Source organism: Amycolatopsis rhizosphaerae, assembly GCF_007713715.1.
Lineage (GTDB): Bacteria > Actinomycetota > Actinomycetes > Mycobacteriales > Pseudonocardiaceae > Amycolatopsis_E > Amycolatopsis_E rhizosphaerae.
Map to the genome: position 1 here is coordinate 1 of NZ_VJWX01000347.1, position 7,660 is coordinate 7,660.

General features: G+C 71.7%; 8 protein-coding genes. 3 read left to right on the forward strand and 5 right to left on the reverse strand.

Annotated elements, in window-relative coordinates; translation table 11 throughout:
• Nucleotides 1-302, reverse strand: a 302-nt coding sequence (locus FNH05_RS26810; RefSeq protein WP_144591491.1) for a metallophosphoesterase family protein, incomplete at its 3' end; no start/stop codon positions are given.
• 101 nt (nt 303-403) lie between these two features.
• Between FNH05_RS26810 and FNH05_RS26815 the strand changes: the two genes are divergently transcribed.
• Nucleotides 404-2,188, forward strand: coding sequence for a VanW family protein (locus FNH05_RS26815; RefSeq protein ID WP_144591492.1), 1,785 nt, complete (start codon nt 404-406; stop codon nt 2,186-2,188).
• Here FNH05_RS26815 and FNH05_RS26820 read toward each other — a convergent pair.
• Nucleotides 2,175-2,891: a TetR/AcrR family transcriptional regulator gene (locus tag FNH05_RS26820; RefSeq protein ID WP_144591493.1), complete on the reverse strand. Its 717-nt coding sequence runs from the start codon at nt 2,889-2,891 to the stop codon at nt 2,175-2,177. The two genes, FNH05_RS26815 and FNH05_RS26820, sit on opposite strands and share 14 nt — an antisense overlap.
• Before the next feature lie 218 nt (nt 2,892-3,109).
• Here FNH05_RS26820 and FNH05_RS26825 point away from each other — a divergent pair, with 218 nt between their 5' ends.
• Complete coding sequence (locus FNH05_RS26825) at nt 3,110-3,295, forward strand: DUF5302 domain-containing protein (protein WP_144591494.1); 186 nt, start codon at nt 3,110-3,112, stop codon at nt 3,293-3,295.
• Nucleotides 3,296-3,525: 230 nt separating this feature from the next.
• Here FNH05_RS26825 and FNH05_RS26830 read toward each other — a convergent pair whose 3' ends face one another.
• Nucleotides 3,526-4,494 carry an MBL fold metallo-hydrolase gene (locus FNH05_RS26830; protein ID WP_144591495.1) on the reverse strand — a complete coding sequence of 323 codons (969 nt, stop codon included), beginning with the start codon at nt 4,492-4,494 and terminating at the stop codon, nt 3,526-3,528.
• Nucleotides 4,495-4,577: 83 nt separating this feature from the next.
• Here FNH05_RS26830 and FNH05_RS26835 point away from each other — a divergent pair, with 83 nt between their 5' ends.
• Nucleotides 4,578-5,528: a LysR family transcriptional regulator gene (locus tag FNH05_RS26835; protein ID WP_144591496.1), complete on the forward strand. Its 951-nt coding sequence runs from the start codon at nt 4,578-4,580 to the stop codon at nt 5,526-5,528.
• Here the strand turns inward: FNH05_RS26835 and FNH05_RS26840 are convergent.
• Both FNH05_RS26840 and FNH05_RS26845 read right to left on the reverse strand, forming a co-directional pair.
• Nucleotides 5,513-6,382, reverse strand: coding sequence for a serine hydrolase (locus FNH05_RS26840; protein ID WP_144591497.1), 870 nt, complete (start codon nt 6,380-6,382; stop codon nt 5,513-5,515). The two genes, FNH05_RS26835 and FNH05_RS26840, sit on opposite strands and share 16 nt — an antisense overlap.
• Entirely contained in the window at nt 6,379-7,452 is a 1,074-nt protein-coding gene (locus FNH05_RS26845) for a Glu/Leu/Phe/Val dehydrogenase dimerization domain-containing protein (protein WP_144591498.1), read from the reverse strand. The genes FNH05_RS26840 and FNH05_RS26845 overlap by 4 nt, the downstream gene beginning before the upstream one ends.
• Between the last annotated feature and the right edge of the window lie 208 nt (nt 7,453-7,660).

The window sequence follows — 7,660 nt, forward strand, 5'->3', positions numbered from 1 at the left end:
GCCGCACACCGTTCCTCCCGGCCCCGCGCGGCCCCGGTCTCGTGTACCACCGCGAACCGGAGCCCGCCCAGCTCGGCGCGCGCCACCTCGGGAAGGCGGGCACGCAGGCCGGGACCGTCGTTGTTGCCGTGGACGCCGATCAGCCTGCGGGTGCGGGATTCCAGCTCGTCCAGCAGGCCCACCTCGACCCAGTCTCCGGCGTGGATCACCGCGTCGGCGGCCTCCGCCGCCTGCCACACCTCCTCCGGCAGCGTCCGGGCGCGCTTGGGTACATGCGTGTCGGCGAGGATGAGCAACCGCATGCGCCAGGTCTACCCACCCGGCGTGTCCACCGCCACCCGCCGCCCGTAACCTTCATCCCTGTTGTCCGGATTCCACCGCCCAGAGCAGGGAGGGTCGAGCCTTGCCGCAGAAGTCGCCCCAGGGCCCGCAGTGGCCCACGGCCGATCCCGAGCGGACCGACGTCCTGCCCGTGGTCACCGGCACCACTCCCCCCACCGGCCGGTCCCGCGCGACGCTGCGCAGGGCCGGGCTGGCCTTCGGCGCGGTGCTGGGCGTGTTCGTCGCGCTGTACGCGGTTGATCTGCTGGTCAGCCAGGGTGACGTCCCCCGCGGCGTGACCGTGGCCGGAGTGGATGTCGGCGGCCTCAAGCGTTCCGAGGCCGAGGAGAAGCTGCGGGCCGAGATCGAGCCGCGTGTGGTCAGGCCGATCGCGGTGCGGGCCGGTGACGTCCAGGCCACCCTCACCCCGGCCCGCGCCGGGCTCAGCCTCGACTGGCCGTCCACTTTGGACGAGGCGGGGGCGCAGCCGCTGAACCCGTTCACGCGCCTGTCCTCCTTCTTCACCACCCGCGAGGTGGGGGTGGTGACCCAGGGCGACCGGGCCCAGTTGGTGAACGCGCTGCAGAACCTGCGCCCGCAGGTGGACCGCGATCCGGTGGAAGGCACGATCCGGTTCGACGGTGCCACCCCGGCCGCGGTCGCGCCGCGCACCGGGCAGGCGCTGGACGTCGAGGGGGCCACCGCGGCGATGCTGCGGGAGTGGGCCTCGGGACAGCCGGTGGAACTGCCGGTGCGGCAGACCCCGGTGCGCGTCACGGCCGAGGCGGTGCAGAAAGCCTTGGACCAGCTGGCGAAACCGGCCGTCGCCGCACCGGTCGTCATCCGCGGCGAGGGCGCGAACGCGACCGTCTCCCCCGCGGCCATCGCCGCCGCGCTGCGCTTCGAGCCCGGCGAGAACGGCGAGCTCGACATGAAGGTGGACAACGCGAAGATCGTGGAGGCCGCCGGACCGCAGCTGAAGTCCACGGAGAAACAGGGCAAGGACGCCCAGATCGTGTTCTCGGGTGGCCAGCCCACGGTCGAGGGGTCGGTGGACGGCCGGGGCGTGGACTGGGAACCGACCCTCCAGCCGCTGCCGGAACTGCTCAGGCAGACGGGACGGCGCGAGCTCGCCGCGAAGTACGTGGACACCCCGGCGAAGGTCACCACGGAACAGGCGAACCAGCTCGGCATCAGGGAAGTCATCGGCGAGTTCACCACCGGCGGGTTCGCCACGGACTCCGGGATCAACATCCGGACCGTCGCGGCGAAGGTCGACGGCGCGATCGTGAAGCCGGGGGAAACGTTCAGCCTCAACGGTTTCACCGGCCCGCGCGGGACGGCTCAGGGCTACGTCGAGGCCGGGGTGATCGAGAACGGGGCACCCGCGCGCGAGGTCGGCGGCGGCATCTCCCAGTTCGCCACCACGCTGTACAACGCGGCGTACTTCGCCGGTCTGAAGGACGCCGGGCACAAGGAGCACAGCTACTACATCAGCCGGTACCCGGCGGCCCGCGAAGCCACCGTCTTCCAGAACCCCAACGGCGCCAGCGTGATCGACCTGAAGTTCACCAACGACTCACCGGCGGGCGTCGCCATCCAGACGATCTGGACGCCTTCGTCGATCACGGTGAAGCTGTGGGGCACCAAGCGGTACACGGTGGAGTCGGTGCCCGGCACGCGGTCGGGCTTCGTCGATCCGGCGCCCAAACCCGGCCCCGCCGTGAACTGCCACGCCTCCAACGGCGCCCCGGGCTTCACCACGACGGACACCCGCATCCTCCGCGACGCCGCCACGGGACACGAGGTCCGGCGCGAAACCCGGACCGTGCGCTACAACCCACAGCCGAAGATCACCTGCGGCTGATCGCCCCGAGCCGGGCGGCGACGCCGTCGAGACAGCGCTGCATCGAGTAGTCGAAGAAGCCGGCGAAGTAGCTCGCGCGCCGCAGCGGGTCGGCGGTCTCCTCGTACACGGAGGCTCCCATGGCGGCGAGGCCGGGCCGTTCCGGCTGATCGCGGTATTCGCTCCACGCCTCGCTGATGCGGGCCACCGCGTCCGGGTGCGGGCGCTGTTCGTCCTCTATGGACACCAGCAGGCAGGCGACGTTGGACAGGAAGCGGTAAACCGGTGCGCTTTCGTCGCCGAATCCCGCGGCCTGCAGAACGCGCATCCCGCGGTCGACGGTGGGGGCCGCCGCGGACACGGTCGGCCCGCACACGGCGAGCCTGCGGGCCACCCCCGGGTAGCGGATGAGCACCGCTCTCAGTTCCTGGAACAGGCGCTGGAACCACTCGCGCCAGTGCAGGTCCTCCGGCGGCAGCGGGTACATCCCGAGCACCCGGTCGACGACGGCGGACACCACCGCTTCGCGATCCCCCACGTGGTGGTAGACGACGGCGGGGTAGGCCTGGACGGCGGCGGCCAGTTGCCGCAGTGTCCAGCTGCCGAGGCCGTGCTGGGCGGTCAGTTCCAGTGCCGCGGAGACGATCCGCTCGGGGGTGACGGCAGGCAGTCCGGCCGCGTCCCGCGAGCGTGGGCGGCCCGGTACGGCAGCAGAGTCGACCATGGGGGTAACCCTAGTCTCCCGACCCTGGGTAACTGGCAGACTGCCAGTTACTTCACCCGAAGTGTCGCTATGCCCCTTTGGTCCCCGAACGCTGCGTGTCCGGCTCGCCGGTCCAGTGACCGAAATCGGCTCGCCAAGGGGCGGGCGGCATGCGAGGCTGAAAGCGGCCGAAAGTAACCGAGAGCAACCAAGAGCACGTCCTCACCATGGAGGCATCGATGTCCGACACCCCGCCCCCGGGCGACGAGCCCGAGGACGACCTCAAGCGGAAGTTCCGCGAGGCCCTCGAACGCAAGCAGGCTCACGCCCGTTCCGGCTCCGCTCACGAGAACCTGGGCGGCAAGAACCAGCACGCGCACGGGCCCGCAGCAGGCAAGCGCACCTTCCGCCGCAAGTCCGGCTAGAACCTGTATTGGAGTGGCTGGGGCGGCGGTGCGGGTGGCGGAACCTGACGCGGCCCCTCGCTGTGGGATCGCCTCCTCATGAATGCCAATTCAGGAGCGCTGGCAGCGCTGTTCTTGCGAGGGACCACGTCAGAACCCGCGGCGGTGCAAGTGCCGTAGGTGGCGCAAGCGGCTCCGCCGCTTAGGAAACACAAGCTGGTGGCTTCCGTCCCTGTCCCTCTGAATGGCGGTCAGGGGCGGAAGGTGTCCAGGTGGTCGACCACCACGAACTCGCTGGCCGGGCTCGCCTTCGCCACCGCCGCCCGCAGGGTCTCCAGCCCGCCCCAGTCCCGCGCCGGTTCGGTCAGCGGGTAGTCGAAGTCGTCCCAGTGCGTGGGGAGCACGAACCGGGGACCGCCGACCGCACCCAGCAGCCGGGCCACGTAGTCGTGGATCTTGCCGCCCCCGGCGGGGAGCAGCACCACGTCCGGCCGCAGCCCGGCCAGCTCCGACTCGACGTAGTTGGAGCCGCCGAAGTCGAGCACGCTCGCCCCGCCGCCGCTGACCAGGTACGCCAGCGTGCCGCCCTCCACCAGCTCACGGATCACCGTCGGTTTCGGCAGCTTCGCTCCGCCGAAACCGGGGCGGGTGCCCGGGAACGGTACCTGAGCGCGGGCACCGGTGGCCGAGTGCAGCGAGCGCAGCACCCGGATCGTGTAGCCGTCGAAGGTGAGGTACTCGCCGCCCGTGGCCAGCGCCAGCTGGCCCTCCGGCGCGCCGAGCGCGGCCAGCAGGTTCAGATGCGTCTCCGTGCCCAGCACGGTCGCACCCGTTTTCTCTGCCAGGTAAGGGACATCGGAGAGATGGTCGTAGTGCCCGTGAGTCACCAGGATGTGATCGGCGCGCAGTTCGCCGCTGTCCACGTAGTGGTCGATCAGTGCGGTGTCCACCGAAATCGGCGTTTCGGGATCGGCGCCTGCCTTGCTGTAGGTGCCGGTGTGGTACCGGGTCAGCCAGGGGTCGATCAGCACGGTCTTACCGCCGGGCAGCCTGATCTCCCAGCTGTTGTTGCCCCACCACCGCAGGGTCATCCCCGAAGTGCCCGCGGGCGCCGGCTCCCCCGCCGCGGCGGCACCGGCCGTGATGGCGCCCCCGGCGGCCAGCACCGCCGCCGCACCCGCGCCCAGACCGAACAATCCCCGCCTCTTGAACTGTGTCATGCGGGCAAGACATCACAACAGCGGCGCGCCTGTCCAAGACCGGCGGTCCGCCCCGGCCATATCGGAACCGATATCGTCGCAGCGTGGACCCCCTGCGGCAGTTGCGGTACTTCGTCGCGGTGGCCGAAGAACTTCACTTCGGGCGCGCCGCGATCCGCCTCGGCATCGCCCAGCCTCCGCTGAGCCAGCGCATCCGCAAACTCGAAGACGACCTCGGCGCGAAGCTGTTCGAGCGCGACAGCCGCCGCGTCGAGCTGACCGAGGCCGGGCAGATCCTGCTCGCCGAATCCCGTGATCTGCTGGCCCGCTGGGACCGGACGAAGACCCTGGTCGCCAAGACACATCGCGGCGAGGTCGACGCGCTGCGCGTCGGCGTCCCGCCGGAACTGGCCGGGCGCGTGCTCGCCGAGATCCTCACCGCCTTCGACCGCACCGACGTGCGGCTCGACCTCCAGGAACTCAGCACCGCCGAACAGGTCCGGCTGCTCGCGGACCGGCAGCTCGACGCCGGGCTGCTGCAGCATCCCGTCGACGTGGTCGGCCTCGAGCTGGGCCCCGCGGTGGACACCCCGCTCGGGGTCGTGCTGCCCCGCGATTCACCGCTGGCCGGGCGGTCCGGGCTGACGCTGGCCGACCTCGCCGGGCTCGGGCTGGTGATCTTCCCGCGTGCCGCCGCGCCGGGACACTACGACGCCACCCTGCGCACCTGCTGGGAACACGGTTTCCGGCCGTCCTCGGTGCACCACGCGCGCAACCCGGAGTTCGTGCTCGGCATGGTGCTGTCCGGGCACGGCGTCGCCTTCGACCAGGGCATGGTGGCGCAGAAGGAACCCCGGGTGGTCTGGCGCCCGCTGCCGGACGGCACGCTGAACCGCCGCATGTCGCTGGCCTGGCCCGCGACCGCGCCGCATCCCGCCGTCCGGGAACTGGCGGAGCTGGTCGTGCGGGTGGTGCGGGGCGACGGCGTTTCCGCCCCCGCTCCCGTCCAGGACGCGGCGCAACGGCCGTGGAACGTGGTCTACGGGCATTCGTGAGGGATCCGGCCGATCGCCTCGCGGGCGGCCTCACCGATCACGTGATCCAGTGCGGGCTGCCGGGACGCCAGCACCTCCGCGCGGGTGAACACCGCGACCGCGTAGCACGTGCCCGCCGGGTATTCGACGACCCCGATCTCGTTGCGGATGGCCGGAAGCGAGCCGGTTTTGCCCCAGACCCCGACCTCGGGCGGGAAGGCGGCGGCGAGCCGGTGCCAGTTGACCTGCTGGCCCATCAGCTCCCGCAACCACCGGCACGCCTCGGGCGGGCCCGCGAGGTCGCGCGCGACGAGCGCGAGCAGCGCGGTCATGTCGCGCGCGGTACTCGCCGTGGTGCGCAAGGGATCCAGCGCCCTCGTGGCGAGGACCTGCGCCGCAGTGAGGCCGGGGAAGCGGCGGGCGAACTCCGCTGCGTCCCCCGCCCCGATGTCCTCGGCCATGGTCTGGACGATGTGCCGGGGCGGCCCGGTGATCCGGGTCGCGGTCAGGCCCAGCTCGCGCAGCAGCGAGCGCACGTTGTCCACACCCACCCGCTCGAACAACAGGTCCGCCGCGGTGTTGTCGCTGACCGTCAGTGCCAGGAACGCCGCGTCCCGCAGGCTGTACTCGACGTCGTCCAGACAACCGGCGCTACCCGTCCCGCCCAGCCGGTCCGCCGCGGTGGCCCGCACGCGGTCGGCCGGATCGAGCTGGCCCGCGGCGACTTGCCGCGCGAACTCCAGCACGAGCGGCACCTTCACCACCGAGGCGAGCACCACCGGCTCGTCCGGGGCCAGGCCCGCTTCCCCGTCACAGGCGAGACAGCGGGCGTGCACCCAACCGCGCACGCCCGCCGCCACGAACAGTTCCCTCACGGGACAAGAATGGACCTCAGCCTGCCGACCTCGGCCATGCGGCGCTCGGCGAGCCGGTCAGCCGCCGTGCCCGGGGGCACGCCTTCGGCCTCGGCCAGCGCGAACACCGCCTTGGTGGTGTCGAAGATCGCACTCGCCTTGCGCCGGGCCCGCGCGAAGTCGAACCCGTGCAGTTCGTCGCTGACCTGGATCACGCCCCCGGCGTTGACCAGGTAGTCCGGGGCGTAGAGGATGCCGCGATCCTGGAGCGTCTTGTCGATCCCGGCGTGGGCGAGCTGGTTGTTCGCCGCGCCGCAGACGATCTCCGCGCGCAGCGCGGGAACGGTGGCGTCGTTGAGCACACCGCCGAGCGCGCACGGCGCGAACACGTCCAGCGGCTGGGCGAGCAGCGCCTCGGCGCCGTCCGCCACCTCGGCCTCGGGGTGCTCCGCGCGGACCCGTGCGATCGCGGCGGGCGACACGTCGCTGACCACCACCCGGGCCCCGGCCTCCACCAGATGCCCGACCAGCAGGTGACCGACCTTCCCGGCCCCCAGCACGCCGACGCGGCGCCCGGTCAGTTCCGGCGATCCCCAGCGGTGCTCCGCCGCGGCTCGCATCCCTTGGAACACCCCGAAAGCGGTGAGCACGGAGGAGTCACCGGCGCCGCCGTCGTCGGTGGACCGCCCCGTGACGAACCGGGTTTCCTTCGCCACCACGTCCATGTCCGCCACGTACGTGCCCACGTCGCAGGCCGTGTAGTAGCGCCCGCCGAGGGACTGCACGAACCGGCCGTAGGCGCGCAGGAGCGCCTCGGTCTTGATCGCCGCGGGGTCGCCGATGATCACGGCCTTGCCGCCGCCGAGCTCCAGCCCGGCGAGCGCGTTCTTGTAGGACATCCCCTTGGACAGGGCGAGCACGTCGTCCAGCGCGTCGCTTTCCGAGCGGTAGGGGTAGCACCGGGTGCCGCCGAGCGCGGGGCCCAGCGCGGTCGAATGGATCGCGATGATCGCCTTGAGGCCGGTGGCCTGATCGTGGCAGAACACGACCTGTTCATGGCCGCTGTCGCGGTCGAATACACCATCGGTCACGGTTGGTGACTCCTCGTCTGCTGGCCGGCCCGGGTCGCTTGTGGCGCCCCGGCCGGGCTTCGGTTGTGGACGGGCGAGGCGCTGCGGGAAGGTCCTTCCCGGTGGCTGCCCTGAAGAGAACCTAACGCCTAGCCCCGCCCGGCACTACACCCCGAAAGCGCCACTCCTCCTTCCGCCGGTAGCAGCTCGGGTGCGCGCGGGACCGTGG